This window comes from Terriglobia bacterium, assembly GCA_035712365.1.
Taxonomy (GTDB): Bacteria; Acidobacteriota; Terriglobia; order UBA7540; family UBA7540; genus SCRD01.
This window is the reverse complement of sequence record DASTAW010000003.1, coordinates 40,658-64,357: the sequence shown is the minus strand read 5'-3', so window position 1 is coordinate 64,357 and position 23,700 is coordinate 40,658. Positions and strand designations below refer to the sequence as shown.

Below are 23,700 nucleotides of genomic sequence, written 5' to 3'. Positions count from 1 at the left end.
CCTTACCAGGCTGATGAAAAGGGGTGTAGAGGCGATGGTCCGCGCCACTTACAACTTGCTCAGGATTGCTCCAGCGCGAAGTACGGTTTGCGCGTCCGCCAAGCGCCGCGCGTGAAATCCGGGAACGGTACAGGCGCGCTGCCCTTCGAGATGGAAATATCTGACAGCCCAACCGGTGCGCTCATCACCACCGAGTCGTAGATGTCCAGGGGCAGGGGTCCGTTGTCTCGGACAGCTTCGACGAAGAACTTGACTTCCAGGTAGTCGGGAGCACCGTGAGACACGACATCAGTCTTCAGCTTGCCCGCGGTCTCTTGGATTTCGCGATGCCACGTGTGGTCGTATTTCTCCTGATAAGGCTCAAAGGGTTCCCAGGCCTCATTGCTGTGGGGAAGAGGGCTGACGCCTTCGATGTAAAGGGCATCGTGTTCGTGGCTGTAAATGCCGTTGCTTCCAGACAACTGCCACTTGTTGTCGTACGGTCGCGGCGAAACCATGTCGTTATAGACCATGATAGTTCTACCCTTAATCGTTTTGATCACGGTGGTGACAATATCGCCCTGCATGACCTTTCGCTTGGCCGTGGGGTGGTTGGTGCCGTACCTCCTTTCGAAATAACGGTTGACGGCGATGGCGCGCGTGGCCGTCGAGGTCAGATACTCCGGGTAGTCGCCGCAGTTGATGTCCAGCCAGCTCAAGATCGGCCCCATTCCGTGCGTCGGGTACTGGTCGGCATTGCGATTCATTAAGTGGTCACCCACCCAGGTGTTGGTGCCATCCGGATTGAAAAACCACTCCCCGTTGCATTCATGCGCATAGGCGCCTTGTGCATAGGTGATATCCCCGAACATTCCCTTGCGGACCATGTTCAGGACGGCAAGATTATCCCGGCGGAAGCTCCAGTTTTCGAGCATCATGCAAGGGGTCTTAGTTTCCTCCTGGGTGTTGATGATTTGCCAGCACTCATCGATGGTATTGGCAATGGGAACCTCACAGCCGGTATATATCTTCGCGTTCATCGAGTCGGTTGCCATGCGCACGTGCCACTCCCACGGTGTAGCAATGAGCACGCCATCGAGATCGCCGCGTTCCAGCATTCGTTTGTAATCCACTTCGCTCCGCGAGTAGCCCTCTGGCTTGCGCCGGCCCGAGTCGGTCACCACCTTCTGGCCGTTCGCCAGATGTTCGGGGTTAATGTCGCACAGGACTGGGATCTCCACCTCTTCAAACAAGGTCAAGAGCCGCGTCAAGCTGGTGCCGCGGTGCCCCGTCCCAATCACCCCAATACGAACGCGTCCCTCGGCTCCCAGGCTACTTCCCGCAAGCGCGACTCCCGCGCCCGCCATACTGATGAATTCTCTTCTATTCATGGAAAGTATTTCTTTCTCCCTTGAGGGGCGTCCGATAGACTCCTGCCGCACTCATTGCCTGCGAAGCCACAGGGCCGCAGGTTATTTTCCCAGTTCATAGATAAAATAAAATCTACCTCACTTCTTTGCCCGCTCCTGTTTGACTGTTACCTCCGGATATCTCTGGGCCAGCGCCCGGATCTCGTAACTGAACTTCATGAACTGCTTTTCCCATCGCGCGGCTTCCTGCGGCGTATAACTGTAAAACCCCTTGGCATTGGATACGCCCCTCGCGCCTGATTTCACAACCTTGCGCATCAGGGCGGGCACCTTCTGGGCGCAGTTCAGTTCTGGAAACAAATCTTTCATCACCGCCGCGTATGCCGGAATGCCCGTGAGGTCCATAAAGCGGAAGGGTCCGGCCAAAGTTATCCAATACCCGAGATCATTCCGCAGCGAGCGGTCCACGTCAGCGACTGTAGCGTAACCAGCCTCCACCAGGTAGAAAGCCTCGCGCAGCAACGCGTACATGCAACGGTTAGTGATAAAGCCTCGAATGTCACGCCTGACGATGGAGGGCTCCTTCCCCCATCGATGGGATAGGGCCGCCGCGTCGTCCGCATATTTTCGGTTGGTGTGTTTTCCGCATATGATTTCCATGAAACGGGTGATGTGGGCGGGCTCACCCCAGTGGATGCCGACTATTCGCTCCGGATGTTGTGCTCCCTCCTGCAACACCGTGACGGGCAGGCCTGAAGTGTTGGTGCCAATGATGCTCTTAGGAGAGACCGCCCCCTCCAATTTTCGGAGAACGTCTTTTTTAACGCTGAGGTTCTCGAAAACGCATTCGACAACCAAATGACTCGTTTCCAAACTTGCATACCCGTTGGAGACCGTCAGTCGGCCGATTACCTCGTTTGGATCGGAGCGCAGCAACCCCTCCTTCTTCATCTGGCGCAAATAATTCAAAATTCTGCGTCGTGCACTCCGCCGTTTGTTGTCATCGATTTCTACCGCGGCAAGAGGATGGCCGGCGGCCAGCAGGCATGTGGCGACGCTGGTCCCCATCAATCCCAATCCGACCACGCCAACCGGGAAGTTTGCTGGTTTGTCCGGCCAACTGGATCGCTTCATCGTGGAAATTCCTCGTTCGGTTTCTGCTTTCTCGAACTTCATTGCAGGGGTCGAGGCTACTGCGCCCCGGCAAGCGTTTCAAGCGGCGGAAGCTTCTCTCCTTCCCGAGAAGATTCCGAGAACGTCAGCAACCGGCTTTGCATGCGCCGCCAATATTCGTACTCCGCGTTCCACCTTCCGATCGCAGAGGCCAGACGGTATGGAGTGTATTCCTCGAGCCAAGCCGAGCGGTATTTTGCACGCAACTCCGTGATGGTGTCCATCAGGTCGACCAGCCGCGAATGGTCCTGATAGGTCGTCATTGACTCCCACTCATTCCACCATATCTCATTACCAGGACGCGTTGGGCCCAGCTTCTGCCACAGCTCCTCAAGCTCCGGCGGCGTCTGGAATTTTTGACCTGCGTAGTCAAGCAGCCGGCTGCCGAACAGCAGGCTTTCGAGGGTTGTCCTGTCGCCGCCCAGGCTCAAGGCGCGATCCAGATGCTCTTGTGCGTCTTCAGCCAGAAGGCGCGTCTGCCGCAGATCACTTTGGCCCGCCGTACATTTCTTCAGTATCTGGGGATCGAAGGGTTCCCGCCAAAGCGCGACCATCGTCTCGTCCCCAAGAATTCCCTCCAACGCCAACTCAGACTTGTTGAGATCCTCCAAGGCGACGGCCACTTCAGAGGAGACGGCCGGCGCGTACATCACCCGCGCGTAGTCGGAAAAGAACATCGCCTTATCCATCGGAGCCGATTGCCAGGGCGCCGCCGCCCCATAAGCGATGCCAGGCCACGCCATCCGCATCAGCATCTGGCCGTCGTCGGTCCAGACGGTATTGATCAAGCCGATGGCATGAGACTTGCGGCCGGCTGCGAGAAAGGTGCTGATGTTCTCAAACGTCCTGTCAAAGTTTGTCGCGATCTGGTTCCAACTGGTCACGCCAGTCGCAACAATATGGGGCACGCCTTTGGCAGCCAAGGGTCCCAGCCAGTATTTGTATTCCGGATCCGGTTCGGGCTCATAATGCCAAGCCACCGCAACAATGCCGGCCGGCATTTGGGACACAATCTCCGGATACTTCACCATGATGTCGGCCCAGGCCATCACGTGCTTGCCCCGCTGCTCGAACAGCCGAGCGACATTGTTCAACTGATCGACAAACAGCTTGGTGGGGCTTGATCCGGTACCACCTTCCTTCACGGCCATTTGAATCTGGAACGTCTCATCGAACCCAATATGCACGAAGCGGCTGGGAAATAACTCGGCAAGCTGATTGATCCAGTTGGCGAGTAGTTTCATGACTTCCGGGTTGCGCGGATCAAATTCAGTTCCATGGGCAAGGTCGGAAAGGCTTGAGTAGCGCTCCACGCGAAACAGATCGTGCTGGTGGCCGTAAAGCTCCAGGCAGGGAACCACGTCAATGTGGCGCTGGCGGGCGTAGGCAATAATCTCCCGGACCTGATCTTGCGTAAACCGGCCCTCCGGGTTGATCAGCGGAAAGCCCTTCAGCTCGATGCTGTCTTCGCTGTAGAAGTAGTATTGATTCGCCTTCCAGCGCGCCATGAAATCCAGTTGCCGCTCGACTTCCTCAGCCGTGGGCAGCGGCCCGTGGCTCATGTCTACCATTGTTCCCCGATAAGCCAGGCTGGGCCAGTCGTGGATGTCAACCTCGGGCAGGACCGCCTGCTCGCCCTCGCCTTCAACCAATTGCCGCAGCGTTTCGGCGCCGTAGAAGATTCCCGCTGAGGAACGAGCGCGGACGGTCACTCCGCTGGGCCTGACCTTCAGCTCGTACGCCTCGCGCGAATCAGGACCGGGCTTTTCACCCGGCATCGGCAGAGCATCCACCGCTCCGGTGCGTTCCAGCACGATGGCAGGACCATTTCCCTTAACTTCACGAATGGGGATTTCAGCGCCAGCACGGGATCCCAGCCATTTTGCGAGTTGCTCAGCGGCAAAGCGATCTTCAGGGGCTGGCGCCGAAGCGAACTCAATCGCCAGGCCCCGGAGAGCCACATGTCCTGTGCCATAAGTGATCTGCTGCGGCCGCGGCAGCAAGGGGTTGTGAGCAGCAAGCCCCCAGACTGGAAATAGGAAGAACATAAGCAGCGTGGTGAACTCGAACTTGCGCATCAAAGAGCCTCCTGCATCGGCTGCAACTGCTTGTAGGCAAAAAAAGGCTTAAAGAGACAGGATGACGACACTTCCGCAACAACTGGGGCAACCACCTTCTGTCACAATGAGAACGAAGCGACCCCCTGTCCGTAGGCAGAATTATCCTGAGAGCTAAACGTACCCTTCCAAAAAGTCTGGCTCCGTCTCCAATTTCCGGAGAGACTACCAAAGGACGCGGAGTCGTCCTTCAACCAGCCGGGGCCCTGCCTTCACTGCGCTGTAATAATCGGGGACGGCACCTATCACACCCGCTCCCGGAACCGTAATGTCGTTGGTGCCCGGATTTTCGAAGTTCGGGTGGTTAAAAACGTTTGAGGCCATGGCCGAAAATTCAATGTGCACGCGTTCAGTCACAGGAAAGTTCTTGGTCAAACTGACACTTTGATTGTTCAAGCCTGGCCCTTCCAGGATGTTGACACCGCTGTTTCCAAATCTTCCGTTGGGAGGAACAGCAAAACAGGACGTGTTAAACCACCCGTTAATGCTGCGTTGGTTGGGCGGAAAGTTCCCATTGCAAATCCGGTCCGGAATTGGACTGAAAGTATTCGTATTGGAAGGATCGGACCCGGAAAACTGCGGCGTGAACCACAGGCCAGATTCGAAATAACTTATCCAGTAGAGGCTCCATCCCCCGACTACTTGATTGACTGCGCCCGGCAATTTCGCACCAAATCGCCGCCCTCTGCCAACGGGGATCTCCCACATTGTGTTCAGGACAACCCTGTTATGAGGGGTCAGATAATCATGGTTCCACGGAAGCGGACCATAGGGATTTTGCAGGTTTTCCATTGTGTCAAGATTCGACGCCCAGGTCCAGTTCCAATCGAAGGTAACCGCACCTACTCTGCGTTTCCCCTCGATGCTGAGAGCGTTATATTCCGAGCTACCGTTGTTACGTTGAAGGTTGGTTGCCACGAATTGCGGGTACGGCAACAAGCTGATGTCGAACGGCGTCGAACTCGGCACAGGCAGGTCCGTATTGATGAAGTAGTTGAGATCGCTCCCCTTGGAGCCGACATAAGAGACGCGCACGCCCACACTGGCGATTTGTCTCTCCACGGAGAGGTTCCATTGGTGAATCATCCCGTTTTTCGTTTGTTGAGGAAACCCGGTAGGGTTTTGCGATGGAACCTGAGCGCCGGTGCCGGGAAAAGGATTCGGGAAGCTGAAGACCGTTGGTCCGGATGTTCCGTTTTGGAATGCGTTGATATAGGTCTCACTAAGTTCGAACGGGCCTGTTCCCTGCGATGGCTGCGTCTGGGTTATGGTGAACGGACCCAAGGCCTCGTTAAAGATTCCATAACCGCCCCGAATGACTGTCTTCTCGTCCAGGAGATATGCCGCCGAAACTCGTGGCACAAAATTTTTGCCGTCCGGGCTCGGCGTGGGATTTCCAGCCACAACTCCAATGTTGCTTGGAAACAGGGGGCTGACCTTGGACAGATTTGCCTGCGAGACGATGATATTTCCAGTGGCCGCGTCCCAATTGTACTGCAGGCCGTCTCCAAAGGTTGGCGACCCAAAATAGTCCCAGCGTAGACCATAGGTCAGGGTCAAGCGCCGATTCACCTTGAAGGTATCCGTCGCGTAGTAGCCCATTTCGTAAGCGTGCTGCGACCTGTCCACAATCGGAGCGAGCCGTGTGCTTGTGCCAGGTAGGCCCAGCAGGAAGTCCGCATAGGGGTAGCCGCTGAAACGGCCGTCAAACGCGAAGCTTCCGAATGTTGTGTCAGGAATCAGATCGTTCCGGGTGTAGTACGTCCTGATTTGTGCACCGAACTTGACGACGTGCCGGCCCTTCACCCAAGTCACATCGTCAGTATACGAATAATTTTTGGCATCGACTGAGGTTCCTCCATTCTCAGCAGCGTTCATAGTCGGCAATCCATTGATGCTCATGTCAGGGAAGCCCTCGCCTGACAAGTTTCCGGGATTCACGCCCTGCAAACCAATTTTCGATACAACATCGGCGCCATTGGGGGTAACAAACCCATTAAGGGGTTGGCCATTCTCTACCCAGTCATAATTGCCACCAAATTGGAAGGAATTGAGCAGATTCGGCGCAAAGATGTGGGTCTCATTCACCGCCCATGAATAGCTGGTCCTCGTGCGGCTACTTCCGAGGGCCGGGTAGTTGCCGGCCAAAATATACTTGGGAAAGTAACTGGAGAATCTGCCGTAAATGGAGTCCTTTTCGGAAAATGTGTGGTCAACTCTGCCGACGTAAACATCAGCATTGTATTGGTCTCCAGGGTATGGCCAAACAAATGTGAAATTATTAACCAGTGCGTTTGGCCCGCCGATGTTCGGTCTTGGAATGTAATTGTTTTGCGTCGCCAGAGCCACGGCTGAGGCCGGAGAGGAGCTAAGGTCAGAGGGGGGGATAACGTTTCCTGGATAGGGCGCCCCGGTCGCTGGGTTTGTAATGACAGTCGAGGGCAGCAACTGGGAGAAATCCCCGGCCCGCATCAAATCGGTGGGCACGGTCGTCAGATAAGATGTGTGCTGCTTAACGCGCTCGCCATTCCACATGCCGTAGAAATAGGTCCGGTGGCCCAGCGGACCGGAGGCCTCCGCGGTCATCGTGTTGTAGATGATCGGTTGCTTGGTTGAATCAAAAAAGCCTCGCGCGCCCAATGCCGAGTTGCGCAGGTAGTATTCCAGCTCTCCGTGGAATTTGTCCGTGCCACGTTTGGTGACGACATCGTAGGTTGCGATCCTGCTGTACTCCGCGCTGTTATTGACACCCAAGAGTCTTACCTCATCGGCATCCTCCATATTGACAGTCTGTGTGTTGACGTTCTCTTCGAGAACCCCGTCCATGCTCATATTAAATTGGTTGCCGCCCTGCCCGGCCAGGGTCGGGTTGAATGCGTTTTCCCTGTCAAACTGAAGTAGAGGCATGGTGGCAAGAACGTCGGTCGGAGAAGAATAGGAGTTCCCAGGAATCGGAAGAACTTTGTACTCACTGGCAGTGAAAGTGCCACCAATAGATCCGCCCTCGGTCTGGATCACCTTCGCCGCCCCACTCACGGTCACTTTGGTGGCGGTTGAACCAACGTGCAACACAGCGTCTACGCGCTTGGTTTCATTGCTGGCGAGGAAAATGTCCGTTTGAGTATAGGTGTCAAATCCAGTGTGTGACGCCGTAAGTTCGTAATGGCCTCCCTTTACGAAAGGTATCTCGTAGTTGCCATTGGCATCCGTACTGACAGTCCGGACAGCAATATTCGTCGACAGATCTATCAACCGGACCTGTGCGCCGGGTACTAAAGCGCCCGACTGATCGGTAACAGCCCCTCGTACTGTTGACAAACTTGTTTGTGCGGCGGCAGGAAGCGAGCAAACAATGGCCAATACCAGAGCCAGCCATAAACCCTGAAGGCGGATTCGCGCTTCGCCGGCATGAGATATCTTCCCTGAAAGCAAATACAGTTTCATGTCTTGCCTCCGTCCTGGAAACAGAGGATTCTGTGCTTACCGTGCAACTTCTCCTCTGTTTCCCGTTGCTGCCTAAAAGCTCAACTTCAGCCCGAACTGAATGTCCCGCGGACTTCCCGCGCCCTCGATCAGACCGAAGTCACCGGTATCCGTTGTAGAGGCGGGATTACCAAAATGGGGACGATTAAACAGGTTGAAAAATTCCGCCCGAAATTCCAGGGTAAAGCGTTCGCTGATCTGGTTGCGCTTGATAAAGGAGATGTCCCATTGTTTAAGACTCGGACCAAATAAGATGTTGCGGCCGGAGTTGCCAAATCGGGGCGCTCCGTTGGCGAGGGCGAGTGCAAGGGGAGCAGTGGTAAAACAACTCGTATCGAACCACTCCTCGACAGTTTTCGGGCCAGCCCCGTTGCATGTCCTGTCAGGTTGTGGGGACGCGGACCCACTGTTCGAATAGTCTTCAGGAGAATATATGGTATATGGGTTTCCACTCTGGAAAGTGACAATGCCGCTGAACTCCCACCCGCCTGCAAGAGCGTTGGCCAAACCTGTGCGATTGAGGTACCGTCGACCACTGCCGAATGGCAGCTCCCAAATAGGGCTAATCGATAGCACCTGAGGGACGTCGATATCGCCGACAGAATAGCTGGCCCTGGGGTTATTGGCGTCTTGCAGAAGCGTGACTTCAGACGAGTCGCCTCCGTTAAAATCCAGTTGCTTCGAATAGGTATACGCAGCCAGAACAGAGAGTCCTTGCGAAAATCTCTTGGTCACTCTGGCCGTTAGCGCGTTGTATCGTGAGATACCGTTGTAGGCGTTGTAGGTAAAGGCGCCGAGATCCGGCCATACTCGCCGCGGACCGATATCGCCCACTCCTGGCCTGGCCTGATTTCCGGGAGAATAGTACGTACTCAGGTGGACACCACGATTCCCGATATAGCCAACCTCCAACGCCCAGTTTTGCGCGAATTGCGAATCTACCATTAAACTCCATTCATAAACCGTGGGCGTAAAGTACATCGGCAGCGCTTGAACCTGCCCACCGACTGCGGAGAGCGGTATTGCCGCACCCGCAGCTCCGGCAAACATCGTCTCGGTGGTGGTTGGAGCGCCATTCGTTAGAGGAGGAGGCTCTCCGATCGCCGGCTCGTAAAGGAGCGTCTGCGAATTGACAGGATTGTTGTTATTGTATGCGACCAGTTGATTGGTTTCGGGTAAGTCATAAAAGATTCCGGCGCCGCCGTGGATCACTAAGCTATTCGAATTTGTGGGTCGCCACGAAATGCCAAGCCGCGGCGCGAAATTATGCCACCTATCACCCAGGCTGACCTGTCGGCGTTTGCCGCCGGTGAGGCCGAATTGCGCCCGCTGTGCCGATGTCATCACGAGGCACTGCCCCGTTGCCGAGATGAAATATGATTGAGAACAGAGGACGTCATTTTCGGCGTCGGGGAGCGCAGTAACCAGAAGTGCGTCTCCCGGCGTGAAACTGTTGCTGAGCGGGAAAATCGTTGCGATCTTATCGTGCCTGTCGTGGGGTTGCTTGCGGTATTCCCACCTCAGGCCGAGCTGAAGACTCAATCGATCGCTTACTCGAACGGTGTCCTGGCCAAACAGGCTGAACCAACCTCCTCCAACGTAGTCATTGACGAATGCATTTTTCATGTAATTCCCGGAGGATGGAAACCCTAACTCCATATCAGCCAAATCGGAAATCGTACTGGCATCGGGAACTGCTCCGGCCAATGAAGAGTACTGACCGTTGTAGAAGATCTGCCCGTTAAGCTGGGCGGGGTCCTGGTACCCGATAAGCTGGTAAAAGTTAAAATCGCCGCCAACGGCGATGGTGTGCCGCCCGCGGATCTTAGTCAGCGTCCCTTCGAATTTTTCCAGCATGTCCGGAACGACATCCGGGTTGTACCCACCGTCTCCCCATTCGGCGAAATTGGCGAAAACGACAGAAGGCATTATTTCAGTTTCGGTTGAAGAGGCAGCAACGCCTTGAATTCCGAAGCCAGCCAGCGTACCAGGAGGGTGGGGGCACTCTGCGCAGTTTCGTTTCAGGTAACCTCGAAAAACGCCCACGCGCGCTTCGCTCAGCAATGTCGGTGAGAACACGTGCGTCCACCCTATCACGCCATTCTGACCTCGATAATGCTGAAAGGTATTAAAAGGATCAAAATTGCCCGGGTTAAATACGTTGGCGTTGCCAAATACATAGTGGCCGAACAACTGATCTTTCGCAGAGAGGTTTTCATCAATTCGAATTAGAATCGTGTCGTCCTGCTCGCGCAGTGGCTTGCCGTTTATGAAGTTGACGATGCCGGGCGCGTTTGGCGTCGGGAAGAGTGACAAGACCTTCTGTGCAACGGGATTGATGCTGCTGACAATGTTGCCAGCAACCGGCTGCCCCGCAAGTACAGTCGAGCCTGCCAGGGCGCTTCCGGCTGGGCACGTGAATTGGTACTCACTGGCCGGATCAAACAGTTGCCCTGAATCAAAGTTAAGGTTAGCGGGACCGCCGGCGCCGCAAAGATTGATGTTTTGGCCAGTAAGAAAAGAGCTGAAATCTCCTGCCCGCTCAGCGGCAGTGGGCACAACGGAGGTTGATGTCTCGCCTTGAACCAATCGCAATGCCTCATAACTTCCAAAAAAGAATGTCTTGTTCTTCCGAATTGGCCCACCGACCGAGAAGCCAAACTGGTTCCTGATAAATTCCGGCCGCGCGGAGCCAGGGATCTCTGCGCCGGTGACCGGATCGGTCTGGTTAAGGGCAAAAAAGTTGCGGGCATCCAGCACTTTGTTGCGAAGGTAGTCCCACGCAGAGCCGTGAAACTGGTTTGTTCCTGATGGGGTGACGATATTCATCACGGCGCCGGCAGCAACACCGTAGGTGGCGTCGTAGACATTGTTTTGGATTTTGAATTCCTTCACCATCTCCGGAGCGAGATCCAGAGCAAATCCTCCATTGTTGAGCGCTCGATTGAGCATACCGTCAATCAACACCAGGTTGCTGGCAGAGGTGCTTCCTACCGAACTGAAGCTGGTCTGGTTGAAACCTGAACCATTTCCATTGGCCGAAGTTAGAGAATTTCCGGAAGTATTAGCAACGGCTGGAACCAGCAGGGCCAATGCACTCGTGCGGCGGGCGTTAAGTGGGAGATCGAGGGTTTCGCGCTCGCCAATAAGTGTGCCGACGCTGGCGCTCGTCGTGCTGACAAGTGGTGAGGCGCCTTTCACTTCCACGGTTTGCCTCACCTGTCCCACACGCAAGACGACATCGATTGTGGACTTCTCGTAGACCGCCAGAGTGATGCTGGAAATCTCCGTTGTATTGAAGCCGTTCTTTTCTGCGGAAAGGATGTATGTGGCGGGACGAAGTGACGGAAAAATATAATTTCCAGACCCATCGGAAACCGTCGTCGTAATGCCCCCTGTGCTGACGTTTTTAACCGTGAGGCTTGTCTGCGGCACGACGGCGCCGCTGGCATCGCGTACTGTCCCACTCAAAGTCGCGTTCACTTGCTGAGCCCAGCCCGGGACGCCCCCTGCTGCTAGCAGCACAAGGAAATAAAGCCCCACAAAGCTGTCGACCAGGCGTCTGCAACTTGCGACTCTCATGGTGATTACTCCTCCCATTCCTCTCCAATTACACAGGCAGTGCTGTTATCTCATCCCGCAAATTGACTTGATGGACGCGCAGACGCCGCATCATGCCTCGTCGATCACTTTCGCCACGCGCTTGGCCGAGCGCGTAGCGGCCTCCATCCCCCAGGACATGTTGTCCGCATAAGCGCCGGCGAAATGGATTCGCCCTGCGGAAGGCCGCAATTGCTTGGGAAGCTTTCAGCCTCATTGCTCCCAATCTAAACCTGGTTTTTCCGCGCGAGGTTCTGAATACGTGACTCGACCCGATCATACGTCCCGGAATTAAACAGTCAAGGGGGATTCAGGCAGTGGAGTCGCTCCTGTTCAATGTATTGAACAGATTTGTGATCGTCCACCGACGGCAGGGACGAATTCGGACTGTTGGCGGTCCGAATCAGAGGCTTTGGCTTCACGTCACGCACGTAGCTCGGGTTGCTGGCTTGATGAATGAGCGGCTCGAAAGTAGACTGTCGAGAGGCGTAGCTTAATCAAGGTGCCTCCAATGTCATTCCGCCACTCCGCTTTATGGGTATCGGTGCTCGCTACGTTGATGGTTTCTCTTGCCGTCTATGCACAGGAGCCGCAGGAATCGGATGCTCAGACACTGTCTCAGGAAGCACACGACGCTCTCTGGCTCGGCTGTCCTTAGAAATCAGGGCTGCAATAGTCGTAGGCGCTGACGAAGCCGCACCGTGGTTCGTTTGCGTAATCCCATCGTAGATAGTTCACCACGAACAGGTCAACTAAACCGTCGTTGTTGACGGCGACCCATCCGGCGGCGACGGACCAGAGTGGCCGTAATCCGGATCGTTCCAACTATCCAGATGCGATTTGACCGTGGCGTCGCTGAAGGTGCCATCTCTGTTGTTGTGATAAAGAGTCCTGCAGTGAACTCCGGTGACAAACAGGTCCGGGTAACCATCATTGTCGTAATCGCCGACCGCCACTCCGTAGTCGTACCCTGTGCCGGCCAAACCTGACCGGTCCGTCACATCCGTGAAAACCCCGTTACCGTCGTTTCGAAACAGCCGGTTGGAGTACTTTGGCAGGTCCTTCTTCAACGTCGCAATGTTTGCCCCGTTCGTGAAGAAGATGTCGGGACGTCCGTCTTGATTGTAGTCAAAGACAGCAACCCCACCGGCCATCGTCGCCGGAGCGTGCGGGGCCTTCAAAGTCTCGTCTGTCTCCAGTTGAAAGGGAATGGATTGCAGTGCGAACCGAATGGGAATCGAAGTCTTGCTTTCAGCGAAGCCGGCGCACCTTGGCATTGCCGGTCGCAAGAGCGAGGCGCCCAAAAGAGTTAGCAAATCCCGCCTGGCGAGCAGTTGTTTAGCCTTCGACACTTTCCTAAGGATGGCCGCCATAAGTCAGAAAGTTGCTGGTTCAACTCCGGTCTACTTTCCGCAATACTCAAGAGAAACCGAACCTTGCAGAAACGGCGGCAGCCGTTTGTTTGACTTTCGCACCTATGTCCGGCACCAGCTCCAGCGGGAGCTGATTGACGGTTCCTGCGACACTCAACGCCGCGATCGCAGCCCGGTTGTAATCGAAAATGGGTGCGCCTACGCAGCGGAGCCCGATTTCATCCTCCTCGTCGTCGAAGGAATAGCCCAACTCTCTCACGCGAGTGAGTTCCTTCTCAAGACCACGGACTGACACGATGGTTTGATCATTGTGCTTTGCAAGAACCTTGCCCCTGATTTCCTGCTCGAACGACTCCTTTGGAAGGAAAGCGATCAGCGCCTTTCCTACGCCTGTGCAGTTTACATCCATCCGGCGCCCGACCCACGTAGCGAGCTTGACCAGCCCCGGCGCCTCAATTTTATCAATCAGGACCGCTTCTCCCCGTTCCAGGACTGCCAAATGTACCGTAAGCCTGGTCTCTTGAGCAAGCTTCTGCAGGAATGGTCGCGCCACCTGGCGCAGGTCGAGATTTTCCAGTGCACTTCGGCTAAGACTGATGAGCTTGAGCCCAAAACAATAGTGCCCGGTCTGTTTGTTCTTTTGCAGGTACCCGTTCTGCTCAAGCGTTGTAACCACCAGGAATGCAGAACTTTTTGGCAGCGCAAGCGTTCGACTGATTTCGGACAGCGAGAGCCCCCTTTGGGAGTGGGACAACAGTTCAAAGATGCGCAGTGCTCGTTCGACCGAAGGCACGCCACAACCTCTTAATGCGGTCACCATACGGGAGCTCTCGGAAATTGTTCAATATGCTGAACTGACTGGCTTGAAAGTATCAGATGCGCCTTGACAAGTCAAAGGGCGGGATGTAATCGTCCTGCAGCGCCTGCAAAGGACCACATCGGCCAATTGGATAATCGGGCAGGGCAGTTCCCGGTGCGCGGCGCCGCAAAACCTTTCTTGAAGGCCATGAGCGGTAATCTACCTGGAGCGATTTAGTAAGGAGGCCGGACAAGGATCTGTTTGTCAGGCTCCGCGATCGGCCTTGTATGTTCCATCTCTCATTGGGAGGGCCACTATTACTGAGAATCCAAGGGCACGGGCCAACAATCCAGCATTCGTTGCTATCCTGTTTCTGCTACTTGTCTCCACTAGTGGGTGGGGAGAGGTTAAGCCACAGCAGCCACTCCTTCGGAAACCCTACCGTGTCCTGCTCGTAGTGGAAAAATGGAGCGACCCCGAAAGCGTTCTGGTTGACCATGACAAGGATCGCTTTCAGCCGGTTGCGGCCTTGCTTAAAGCCTGGTCCGTGCCCTTCGACATTTTGCGCCTGGATCAGCAGCACATGGACGCCACCTATCTCATTGACCGGTCTGGTGACATTCGATACGGTTCAGTGATCTGGCTCGCTGACTTGCCATCCTATAAGGACCAGAACATCGCGGCGCTCGCGGACGCGGTGCGGGGCGGAACAAGTCTTCTGGTGGCCAAATCGCGGTTTCTCGATCCAACGCTCGAAAATCTAGTGGGCGCTAAGTTTCGAGAGGCGTATACGGCCACCGATCCGATACGAACTACCGAGCCGCACTTTATCACGCGGCAGCTTGCAGCCGAGGGCCTCAACGCCCTCAATACAAATTGGGATTTCGCCACCCGTTTCTGGATTGAACCGCAAGGTGCGAAGGTTCTGATCGACCAAGCAGGCCATCCCGTGCTCACTCTGAACCAGATTGCCAGCGATGTGTCGGTAATGTGGCTGGGCGTTCCTGAGATCTCGTTGCTTCGCGACTCTCCCTACTGGAGAGAGATTTTCTTTCGCTCGCTCGTCTGGAGCATGGGATACCTCGTTCAGCCCGATGTGGATTATTCCCACGCGATTGAAATTGAGATGGACGATTGGGGGACCGCCGATAAGGGCTTCCTGTCTTACTGGCACTATCTTGAACCCAGCGAAGAGACCTTGCGCGAACACCTGATTGCTCCGCTTGAAAAGCACCATGCCATTTTTGCCGCCAATGTAATCACAGGATACGCCGACAGGAAGACGAAGCGCATCATCTCGCCATGGGAACAGACGTTTACCGACTCATGGGGTCTTCACCAGGATTATGCATCGACGCACAGAGGTCTTCTGGATGCCGTTGCCGCCGGAGTTCTCCAGATTGAAAGCCACGGATGGGACCATATGGAGACGGATTTAGAATCTCCGCCGGGCCCCTGGTGGACTGCGGATTTGAAAGGGGAAGCTTCTGCAGACGGCTGGTACTCAGAATTTGCGGACCACCGCCGCGGTACGGAAGTGCCGGCCATTGTGCAGATGTTCCATCTCGAGCAAGGCCTCAAGTATATCGAAAAGGATTTCGGGCAAAGGCCTCTGGAGCTCAGGCCGGGCAACGGCGGCTGGTCAAAGTCCCAATTCAATAACACCGGCCGCTTGGCGGCGCAACTGGGCTTCGGGATCTTCCATGCTGAGCCGGATTTCTATTACTATCTTGACCACCACATGGTTTTGGATATGACCGGGATCTCTCCGCATTTCACCACCGGTTATGACCGCCTGAACACTCTGCAGACGGATCTGAAGCCCGCGCACCCGGATGGGCCGGTCATGGTGGTGTTTCACGACCGTGATATCTCCCTCCGACCGGACTTTGTTGAAAGTTTCCTGGACGCGCTGCCCGCCGGGTATAAGCCCATAAGCGCAAATCAATACATTGGGATTGTCCATAGTCAAATTGAGTCTTCCTCAACGGGCACTGAATGGCAACTGATCTTCGACTATGAAGATCCATATTGTGCGTTCTTCGAGAAGCAACCCTCCTCCTGGCGTTTGTGGCTTTCTGATTCGCTACGGGAAAGGCTTGCGAGTCTGCCCAGCATAAAATTGGGTATCGATAAAGAGGTGGCGAAGACGATCCGGCCGGAGGATTTATCTCGTCAGCCGTTCGTGATTGATGTTCCCGCGGGGCTGGGAAGGCACGTTTGGAAGTTGGACGCAGCAAGATAGGGCGCTCAACCGGGTAGGCACGGGGGCAGGGGCCTGATTGTAGATAATGCCCGAGTTAGTCGCTAGGATTTACATAAAGGAGGCCAGGACAATGGCCACAACGATTTCAAATCCAAACCTTGGGAAAGAAGGCGCAGGCCCTGAGGCTGGCAAGTCAGCGGGAATCGACGCTTCGCTGGTGAGTCCGAAAAAAGAACGACTGGTCTCCCTGGATGCTTTTCGCGGATTCATCATGCTATGGCTTGCCGGCGGCGACGCAGTTATTCGATCGCTCCACACCGTAGGCAGGAACCCAGTTTTCAACTTTTTGGTCTACGAATTCAACCACACGCCGTGGCGCGGTCTTCGATTCTACGATTGCATCTGGCCATCGTTTATGTTGATGGTAGGTATTTCGATCCCGTTCGCAGTCGCGAAGCGTTCAAAGAGTCAGACCGAGAGCCAGATTCTGTGGCACGCCGTGAGGCGTGCAATCGTGCTGTTTCTACTGGGTTCGGTTCGCGAATCGATTTTCCTGGGACATCCGTACCTCATCGAACTGAGCAGCGCATTACAACCGATCGCCATTGCCTATCTGGTGGCATTTCTGATTTCCAGGAAGTCCGTGCGTGTACAAGCGGCTGTAGCATCGTTGATATTGATCGGTTACGCGCTCGTGTTGGCATTTGTGGGGGCCCCGGGGATTCCGGCCGGCACCTACGAACTGAATCATAACCTGGTCAACTATGTGGACCTGGTTTATCTCCGCCCGCATTGGCAGGTGTGGCCTTATGCGCCCGAAGGCTGGGGCACCATCCTCTCAACCATTCCTACGATCTCGACCACGATATTCGGCCTGATGATTGGCGAACTGCTGATGAGTTCCCGACCAAAAGCCACCAAGGCCAAAATCATCGCGGCCGCCGGGGCGTCTGGAATCGCGCTGGGATGGGTCTTGAGCCCGTTCATTCCCGTGGTCATGAAGATGTGGACGACGTCTTACGGAGTGATGACAGCAGGATGTGCTTGTCTGGTGTTCGCCTTGTTCTTCTGGTTTATCGACGTTCGAGGGAACAAGCAGTGGACGCTGCCCTTGGTGGTAATCGGGATGAATGCCATTTTCATCTACATGTTTATGAGCATCATTCCGGTTGGTAAAATCGTGGGCGTGTTCTCAGCCCCAATTGCGGCAGGGCTAGGCTCTTTTGGCCCACTCTTTTCAGCCCTTTCGGTCTTCGCCGTAGCATGGTTGTTGCTCTTCTGGATGTATAAGAGGAATATCTTCATCAAGGCCTGAGCTTGCCATTTTATCGCGTGGGTCGCAAGCCCAGGCTAAGCCATGGTCAATAGCCACGGGAGGCGGTAGTTGCCTGTCTGCCGCGCCCTTGCGGCTTTGAGCCTTAGAAAAAATGGCGTAACCTGCAGTGTTGCGTTGGAAATCGCCGTATTGGTGCGCCTCGTCTGAGCACTCAAACCGGGGAGTTAAAAATGCGCGAGAAATGGTTATGGATTCCTCTGCTTTTGGGAATCCTGCCGGTATTCGCAGGGAACACTCTGAGTTTTGCTCAGAGCCGAAGTTTAGCTCGCACCCCGCCGATGGGGTGGAATAGCTGGAATCATTTTGGCTGTCGTGTAAGCGACGTTATCATACGCGAACAGGCTAAAGCGATGGCCACAAACGGCATGAAGGCGGCCGGGTATCGCTACGTAAACATCGATGACTGCTGGGAGGGAAAGCGCGACGCCGACGGCTTTATTCATCCGAATGCGAATTTTCCTGACATGAAGACGCTGGCTGATTACGTCCACAACCTTGGTTTGAAGCTGGGGATCTATTCCTCGCCTGGGCCCAAAACCTGCGGAGGTTACGAAGGCAGTTACAGGCATGAGCAGCAGGATGCCAACACCTACGCTGGCTGGGGAGTGGACTATCTGAAGTATGACTTGTGCAGTTTCATGTCGATCATGAAACTACATGATACCCACCAGGACCCGCAAAAGGCATTGGACATGATGAAACAAGCCTACTCGAAGATGCACCAGGCGCTGGTAGACACGCACCGACTAGTTGTGTACAGCCTCTGCGAATACGGTGTCGGTTCCGTCTGGGAATGGGGACCGGAAGTGGGAGGCAATCTTTGGCGAACGACCGACGATATCAGTGACACTTATCGCAGCATGGCGCTGATAGGTTTCTCGCAGGCTGGGCTGGAAAAGTATGCGGGGCCGGGTCACTGGAACGATCCCGATATGCTGGAGGTGGGTAACGGTGGCATGAAACCAGACGAATATCGGACTCAGATGAGCCTTTGGGCTATTCTCGCCGCGCCATTGATTGCAGGTAATGACCTGACCAGGATGGACGAGACGACCAAAAGCATTCTGATGAACCCGGAAGTCATTGCCGTCGACCAGGACAGGTTGGGCATTCAAGGGCGCCGCGTCGGGCCGCCACAAATCTGGGCGCGACCCTTGAGCGGCGGCGCCATGGCGGTGGCGCTCTTCAACTTCGTGATCGATGATGAAGCGGAGCCGCTCACTTTTCGCTTCAAAGACATCGGCTTCAGCGGCCCCCTCCACGTACGCGATCTGTGGGCGCACAGGGACTTGGGGGTTCTGCACAGTTCCTACACCGTCACCGTGCCACAAGGTGGTGCGGTCATGCTCCGGCTCTGGAAATAAAGCAGCACGGTGCTTGCCACCGCGACATGCCAGGGCACCGCAAATCGCGCCATTTGCCGTCCAGCGAGCTGCGGTGATCATAATGCTCCATTGTTGTCTCATCGTCGACCAGCCCAGACACCTGCCTGCTTCTGAGGTGGAATGGGAAAAGACTCGTTCAGCAATTCAGCGAGGACCATTATGCGAACTCACCGCTACGCTAGTCTGATCATCCTTTATATCGTGTGCTCGGTTTCGGCGAGTGCTGCGCATAATCCTTTGCTGCCGCGGCCGCAGCAGATCGATTACGGGTCGGGGCATGTGGCAGCGCGAGGCTTGGCGATTGAGTTCGCTTCCGCGCCAGCCCCCGAGGACCGCTTTGCCGCTGAGCAACTCGCAAAATGGCTGGGGTCCCGTGCTGGCGCTGAAATCCCCATTCGTGAAGTTAAGGGAAATGGTCCTGCCATCGTGCTGGAACGCACCGGAGCGGTGGATGCTCTGCCCATGCCGGGTGAAAAGCCCGGTCCTGATTCGCGCGAGGCGTACGAGCTGAAGGTCAGGCCCAGCGGAGTGACCGTCCGCGCTCGTTCCTCAGCGGGAATCTTCTACGGCGCGGAAACGCTGCGGCAGTTGTTGGAAGGCGAGGGCGGGCAGGCGGTCCTGCCCGCAGTTGAAATCCACGACTGGCCCAGCCTGGCCTATCGGGGAACAATGGTGGACATGAGCCACGGGCCACTGCCCACGGTGCAGGAAGTGCAGCGGCAACTGGACTTTATGGCCCGTTGGAAGGCGAATCAATATTACTTCTACAGCGAAGACAGCATCGAACTGAAGGCTTTCCCGCTGATCAATCCGGAGGGCCGATTCTCGCAGGAGCAGGTCCGGGAGATCATCGCTTACGCCCGCCAACGCCACATTGACGTAGTCCCCTGCCTGGAGCTTTACGGCCACCAGCACGATCTCTTCCGGGTGGAGCGGTACTCGGAGCTGGGATTCATCCGGTATGGCAGGGATTTTGATCCGAGGAGTTCCAGGCTTATTTCAGTACTCACCGATTGGATCGATCAGTTCTCACAGCTATTCCCAAGCTCTTTCTTCCACATCGGGCTCGACGAGACAGGTGAAACGAAGGAGCTCGCGTCAAATCCGGATAAGCTCTATATGAATTTATTCCTGAAGGTTTCAAACCTGGTTCGAGGTCATGGAAAAACGGTGATGGTATGGAGCGACATGTTTGCGAAGTACCCCACGTTGATCCCACAAATACCAAGCGGAACCATTGTCGTACCATGGGGCTACGAACACACCGTTTATGAACCTTACTGGGAGCCATTCGCCACGCTCCCCATCCCCAAATTCATCGCGAGCGGAGTCAGCGTATGGGACCAGATCTTGCCGGACTTCGACATGTCATTCGACAACATCGATAACTTTCTGGCCGCGGGGCGCGCACACGGGGTTCTGGGCATCATCAATACCGTATGGACAGACGACGTGATGGTGTTGATGCGCCCAGCCCTGCCCGGAATTGCTTACGGCGCGATCGCGTCCTGGCAAACCCAGCCCGTAGATCGCTCGCAGTTCTTTTCGGATTATGCAGAAGTTGTATATCCCGCTGCCCTGCGGGCACAAGTGTCTGCAGGATTGCGAGATCTTTCTGAAGCAGAATCCCGATTGGCGACTGCCGTTGGTGAGGAAACGGGCCCCCAACTCTGGGATGATCCGTTTGAGCCCGATCGGCTCTCGCGAATACACGCTCATCTGGAAGATATTCATGGCGCACGACGGGCCGCGGAAGACGCCCAGGTCCAGTTGATGCAAACACTCCAGATACACGGCAGTCACCTCGCGCTTCCGGAACTGCTTCTCGAAGCTCAACTGGCCGACTACGCAACCATGAAGTATCTCTATGCCGACCAGATCAGTGGATTCTGGCAGCAGTTGGGCAAGTCGCCGGATCCCAGTGACCTTTCGTTTTATAGCGGGGAAATCTATAGCCACGACCATAGCCGGATCGCGGACCTATTGGATGCCATCGGCAATCTGCAACAGCCTTACCGCATTGCGTGGCTCGCAGAGTATACGCCGTACCGACTCCGTCGAGTCATGGCAAGATTCGATGGAGAGTTGGACTACTGGTGGACTGTGAAGAAGCGGCTGGAATATTTCGAAAATCACTATCGCAAAGGGGACACGCTTCCGCCGCTCGACTCATTCACCCGCCCACGCTGATTAGAATCGGACGGTGGACATGCGCGACCCGTTTCCATCCGTGCCAAGGCTTAAGTAGAAGACTGCTCCTTCATGAGCAGATTCTTAATAGGTGCTCGTTCCCAAAAACACTTGTTTGCTGAACCCTGGAAACATACAAATCGCGTGCTGAAAATGCGGGATTTAGAGATGGCGTTTCAGAGGGGTTTTTGGAACCCCTGATTCAAATTGCTCGGCGGCACGCGAGCTGGTGGCGGAAAAATACCAGATTTCGCGCGAGCGGCAGGACCGGTTTGCACTCGAAAGCCACCGGCGCGCCGTTGCGGCCATCAAAAGCGGAAAGCTGAAAGACCAGATTGTGCCTGTTTGCGTGCCCTGCAAAAAGAGCGAGATGCGGGAGTTTTCCGTTGACGAATCGCCGCGCGAAGACACTTCGCTGGAAAAGCTGGCCCGCCTGAAACCCGCTTTCAAACAGGGCGGAACGGTGACGGCGGGCAACGCTCCGGGGACGAATGACGGCGCCGCCGCCACGCTGGTGACCTCGGCTGAAACCGCGCAGAAGCTGGGCAAAAAGCCCATGGCGCGGATTGTGGCGCAGGCGGTGAGCGGCGTGGAACCGCGCTGGGTGATGATGGCCCCGATTGACGCGGTCGAGTCGCTGCTGAAAAGAACCGGCTGGAAAGTTGAAGATGTTGACCTGGTGGAGCTGAACGAGGCCTTTGCCGTGCAGGCGGTGGCCGTGATCGAGCAACTGGGACTGGACCCGCAGAAGACCAACGTGAACGGCGGCGCAGTGGCGCTGGGACATCCGATTGGCGCCTCGGGAGCGCGCATCCTGGTGGACCTGCTGTACGAAATGGAACGCCGCGACGCGCGCCGCGGAGTTGCCGCGCTGTGCCTCGGCGGCGGCAACGTCGAAACCGGCCATGTTGATCCTTCCAGACTGATCGCTAACTGGCGGACCGCATGGCACAGGGCTTGCGAACTGGCAGGGGTTTCTAGATTGCGGTATCATGATTTGCGACATTCGGCGGTTACCAAGATGCTCCAAAACGGAGTTCCTATTGCCACGGTTGCTCAGGTGCTTGGCTGGTCGGCTTCCACGGCCATTCGGATGGCCAAGCGTTACGGTCACATCCGGCCCGAAGCTCAACGGCAGGCCTTAGAGCTTATTGCCACGGTCTTGCCCAGTACCATGGCGGACGAGAGAGAGGCCGATTTTGCGGGAGCGTCACACCAAGTTCCACACCAAGCGCCGAATGTCAATTAGCTAAGTCCTTGCAGGCCCGTAGCTCAGTCTGGTTAGAGCGCTACCTTGACACGGTAGAGGTCAACGGTTCGAGTCCGTTCGGGCCTACCATTCCTCCCCCTTAAGCTCATTGGATTAGCGTTATTGTGCTGGTGCCCCATTGCACAAGCCCGGGTGTCTCCGCCGAAGGCGGGCGCCCGGGAAAATCTAGCCCTTGTATGTCACGACACGTCCCCACAGGCTCTTGGTGCCCCACAGCCCCGAGCGCAGGCACTCGAGCTGCACGATCTGGCTGTGATCGACGAAGAGATTCACTTCAGCGCCGTAATTCTTGATGTACCAGGCGAAAACTTCCGGGTCCGCGGCTTCAAACATGATCTTCTCGGTTCCCAGGGCGTTTACAAATTTCGCCGGAACATCCGTACGCCAAACTTTGACGTTTTCAGTAATGCCTTCGGATTCGATCATGATCATGTAGGCCCCGGCTTCCAGAAAGCGCTTGGCCTGGGCGATGGCGCCATCAGGATCGCGCGAGCCTTCGGCCGCCAATTCTTCGGCGCTGGTGGCGCCGCCTGCGCCAAACTGGATGCCGACCTCCGGCTTGGCCTTGAGCCCGGCCTTTTGCACTTTTTCGATCAGCCGCAGCCAGTCGTCATGAGGAATGGTGATGAAGCCGCTGGAGATTTCAATGATGTCGAAGCCGAGCGATTTGCACTCCTCGATATAACGCGTCACGGATTCCGGCCCCTGCGTGAGAACGTGCTCGATGAATCCGCCGGTGGAGACGAGTACATCATGCGCATGGCACAGGTCGAGCAATTTCTTGACGGTCTGGCGCGGCATCAGGCTGAACGATCCGCCGGCAAATTTGAGAGCATCCACGTACCAGCCCATGGTGTCGAGAATGTCCTGAAGATACCGGCTGCCCATCGGCGTGTAATAAGGCCCGCGGATTTCTGTGATGCCGCGCTGGCGCGGCTTTGCGGGCCGGTCATTCAGCCGCAGAAATGGGAACGCGCGGTCAGAGTGTTGATTTTGGGCTTCTGGCATGATGAAGAACTCCTCTCATTTCAGGGCACTCTGGGGTTTTTTGCCCCACTGGCTAACCGCGCCGATGTAGTTGCCCAACTGCATGGCGCCGTCAGGCTCAATTCCGGAAAAGGCGCGCGGCTTGGAGCGGTTCGGCGCTATCAACCAATTAGATGCACCCGCGTTCAACTTGGCACGCACATTTTTGCGCCTCGGGCGCGCCATTCCGTGTCACGATTCGTTAACAGGACATGCGTGTGCTGGAGAAGCAAGGGCCCGATTACGAGGGTTATCACACGCTGCCTGTTCTGTCTGGAAAACTGCTCTTACGGAATTTCAGCGGCTCTGTGGCCCGTATGCTCCGGCCTCCTTGCGGCGCAAGATCTCGAGAGCCGCGAGGAACTTGGAAAACATTGCAGTTCGTCGATTTGA

The 23,700-nt window shown here is 55.7% G+C and carries 13 protein-coding genes and 1 tRNA gene; 6 read left to right on the top strand and 8 right to left on the bottom strand.

From position 1 onward, the window contains the following. Positions 1-59: 59 nt before the first annotated feature. The 7 genes from VFQ24_00975 to VFQ24_00945 all read right to left on the bottom strand — a co-directional run bounded on the left by VFQ24_00975 (position 60) and on the right by VFQ24_00945 (position 13,888). Positions 60-1,370 carry a Gfo/Idh/MocA family oxidoreductase gene (locus VFQ24_00975; protein ID HET9176913.1) on the bottom strand — a complete coding sequence of 437 codons (1,311 nt, stop codon included), beginning with the start codon at positions 1,368-1,370 and terminating at the stop codon, positions 60-62. Positions 1,371-1,487: 117 nt separating this feature from the next. Next, positions 1,488-2,483: a 3-hydroxyacyl-CoA dehydrogenase family protein gene (locus VFQ24_00970; GenBank protein ID HET9176912.1), complete on the bottom strand. Its 996-nt coding sequence runs from the start codon at positions 2,481-2,483 to the stop codon at positions 1,488-1,490. Positions 2,484-2,539: 56 nt separating this feature from the next. Next, positions 2,540-4,600: a beta-N-acetylhexosaminidase gene (locus VFQ24_00965; GenBank protein HET9176911.1), complete on the bottom strand. Its 2,061-nt coding sequence runs from the start codon at positions 4,598-4,600 to the stop codon at positions 2,540-2,542. 204 nt (positions 4,601-4,804) lie between these two features. Further along, positions 4,805-8,083 carry a carboxypeptidase regulatory-like domain-containing protein gene (locus tag VFQ24_00960; GenBank protein HET9176910.1) on the bottom strand — a complete coding sequence of 1,093 codons (3,279 nt, stop codon included), beginning with the start codon at positions 8,081-8,083 and terminating at the stop codon, positions 4,805-4,807. Positions 8,084-8,155: 72 nt separating this feature from the next. Next, positions 8,156-11,704 (bottom strand): TonB-dependent receptor, encoded by a 3,549-nt coding sequence (locus tag VFQ24_00955; GenBank protein ID HET9176909.1) that lies wholly within the window; start codon positions 11,702-11,704, stop codon positions 8,156-8,158. A gap of 770 nt (positions 11,705-12,474) precedes the next feature. After that, positions 12,475-12,999 carry a VCBS repeat-containing protein gene (locus VFQ24_00950; GenBank protein ID HET9176908.1) on the bottom strand — a complete coding sequence of 175 codons (525 nt, stop codon included), beginning with the start codon at positions 12,997-12,999 and terminating at the stop codon, positions 12,475-12,477. Between the two features lie 142 nt (positions 13,000-13,141). After that, positions 13,142-13,888: an IclR family transcriptional regulator gene (locus tag VFQ24_00945; GenBank protein HET9176907.1), complete on the bottom strand. Its 747-nt coding sequence runs from the start codon at positions 13,886-13,888 to the stop codon at positions 13,142-13,144. 463 nt (positions 13,889-14,351) lie between these two features. On the opposite strand from VFQ24_00945, the gene VFQ24_00940 reads away from it, so the two are divergent. From VFQ24_00940 to VFQ24_00915, 6 genes are all read left to right on the top strand, one after another. Beyond that, entirely contained in the window at positions 14,352-16,139 is a 1,788-nt protein-coding gene (locus VFQ24_00940; GenBank protein ID HET9176906.1) for a hypothetical protein, read from the top strand. A 91-nt stretch (positions 16,140-16,230) separates the two neighbouring features. After that, positions 16,231-17,415: a hypothetical protein gene (locus tag VFQ24_00935; protein HET9176905.1), complete on the top strand. Its 1,185-nt coding sequence runs from the start codon at positions 16,231-16,233 to the stop codon at positions 17,413-17,415. A 191-nt stretch (positions 17,416-17,606) separates the two neighbouring features. Then, positions 17,607-18,800 (top strand): glycoside hydrolase family 27 protein, encoded by a 1,194-nt coding sequence (locus VFQ24_00930; protein HET9176904.1) that lies wholly within the window; start codon positions 17,607-17,609, stop codon positions 18,798-18,800. 180 nt (positions 18,801-18,980) lie between these two features. Then, a complete protein-coding gene (locus VFQ24_00925; GenBank protein ID HET9176903.1) occupies positions 18,981-21,011 on the top strand; it encodes a beta-N-acetylhexosaminidase in 2,031 nt (676 codons plus the stop codon). 229 nt (positions 21,012-21,240) lie between these two features. After that, the gene (locus tag VFQ24_00920; GenBank protein ID HET9176902.1) at positions 21,241-22,260 is read left to right on the top strand and encodes an acetyl-CoA C-acyltransferase; all 1,020 of its coding nucleotides are present in this window, start codon (positions 21,241-21,243) and stop codon (positions 22,258-22,260) included. A gap of 12 nt (positions 22,261-22,272) precedes the next feature. Continuing rightward, a tRNA-Val gene (locus tag VFQ24_00915) sits at positions 22,273-22,350 on the top strand. Between the two features lie 96 nt (positions 22,351-22,446). Here the strand turns inward: VFQ24_00915 and VFQ24_00910 are convergent. Further along, positions 22,447-23,289, bottom strand: a complete 843-nt coding sequence (locus VFQ24_00910) for a phosphosulfolactate synthase (protein HET9176901.1) — start codon at positions 23,287-23,289, stop codon at positions 22,447-22,449. Positions 23,290-23,700 lie beyond the last annotated feature (411 nt).

What these genes read in the sequence shown, in the direction of transcription:
- VFQ24_00975 (HET9176913.1), bottom strand. Translation starts at nt 1,370, where the DNA reads ATGAATAGAAGAGAATTCATCAGTATGGCGGGCGCGGGAGTCGCGCTT.
- VFQ24_00970 (HET9176912.1), bottom strand. Translation starts at nt 2,483, where the DNA reads ATGAAGCGATCCAGTTGGCCGGACAAACCAGCAAACTTCCCGGTTGGC.
- VFQ24_00965 (HET9176911.1), bottom strand. Translation starts at nt 4,600, where the DNA reads ATGCGCAAGTTCGAGTTCACCACGCTGCTTATGTTCTTCCTATTTCCA.
- VFQ24_00960 (HET9176910.1), bottom strand. Translation starts at nt 8,083, where the DNA reads ATGAAACTGTATTTGCTTTCAGGGAAGATATCTCATGCCGGCGAAGCG.
- VFQ24_00955 (HET9176909.1), bottom strand. Translation starts at nt 11,704, where the DNA reads ATGAGAGTCGCAAGTTGCAGACGCCTGGTCGACAGCTTTGTGGGGCTT.
- VFQ24_00950 (HET9176908.1), bottom strand. Translation starts at nt 12,999, where the DNA reads ATGCCAAGGTGCGCCGGCTTCGCTGAAAGCAAGACTTCGATTCCCATT.
- VFQ24_00935 (HET9176905.1), top strand. Translation starts at nt 16,231, where the DNA reads ATGGCCACAACGATTTCAAATCCAAACCTTGGGAAAGAAGGCGCAGGC.
- VFQ24_00930 (HET9176904.1), top strand. Translation starts at nt 17,607, where the DNA reads ATGCGCGAGAAATGGTTATGGATTCCTCTGCTTTTGGGAATCCTGCCG.
- VFQ24_00925 (HET9176903.1), top strand. Translation starts at nt 18,981, where the DNA reads ATGCGAACTCACCGCTACGCTAGTCTGATCATCCTTTATATCGTGTGC.
- VFQ24_00910 (HET9176901.1), bottom strand. Translation starts at nt 23,289, where the DNA reads ATGCCAGAAGCCCAAAATCAACACTCTGACCGCGCGTTCCCATTTCTG.